General features: G+C 43.6%; 2 protein-coding genes. Both read right to left on the bottom strand.

Annotated features, from left to right (window positions below; translation table 11 throughout):
* The coding region (locus tag R8N47_RS24045; RefSeq protein WP_318185958.1) for a glycosyltransferase at positions 1-537 on the bottom strand (537 nt) is incomplete at its 3' end.
* A partial coding sequence (locus tag R8N47_RS24040; RefSeq protein ID WP_318185957.1) for a putative capsular polysaccharide synthesis family protein occupies positions 534-924 on the bottom strand: 391 nt, incomplete at its 5' end. The genes R8N47_RS24040 and R8N47_RS24045, both read right to left, overlap by 4 nt.

Raw genomic sequence — 924 nt, 5'->3', positions numbered from 1 at the left:
AGCTTGATGGTCTCGGCCGACACGCGTCGCACTTTGATAAGAAACATAGTTGTTCAGCAGTTCCGCTCGTTTTGCTCCAATGCTAATGGCTAAATCACATTCGCGCTGACTGCAGCCTGCCACCACGTCAATTTTGTTGAGCATCACCTTTTCTAAAGCTTTGTATAGTTGGCGAGCGAAGCCTGAAATATCTTCTCGTTCAAACGCATAGCAGTGCGGGGTATACACCAAGCGAGCGTGGTTGAGTTTCAAAAATCGACCCAAAAAACCGGCTTTGCTAGAGTGCAAGTGCACAATATCGGGTTTTATGTCATTGATGGTTTGATTGGCGTCTCGCACAAACTGCAGAAGCCCACCTTCCACCCATTTCGTTTGAGCAAAAACATCGTGATTGCTGTCCTTGGTCAAATCATTGTGACGCGCTCTAGCAAGCAAAAAGTGTTCATACGGTTCATGTCGAGATGAATGTACATAGCTGTACAGTGCGGTTTGAACACCGCCACCAAAGGCTTCGGTAATATGCAGTACTTTTTTCATGCTGACTTTGTCCCTGGAGTTTTTAACCACTTGGTTTTGAAAGCTTCTCGTTCTTGCTGCGAGTAAATATGGCGATAAAGCGGTAAGTCATACATGTAAAACAACTTAGAAAAATCGTAATGCTGTTTAAAGTATTGGTGGATGTTGGAATACCATTTGTTCTTTGCTTCATTGCTGTTTTTCAGAACAAAGTTGTCGACATTTAGGAAGTCTCCAATCTCTTTGTCAAGGGAACTCAGTTGCTCGCACTTAATCAGAATGACGCTGGCTTTGTCATTGTTGAACGTGAAAAATGGTTGAGTGTTATCGATCTCTTGGCGCATGACATCGATGCTGAAGTTACGTTTTAGCTCGTTATCGAACCAATCTGCGAAGTAGTTCAGGTTG

It is taken from the genome of Vibrio sp. 2132-1 (assembly GCF_033344315.1).
This window is presented reverse-complemented; position numbering and strand designations above follow the sequence as displayed.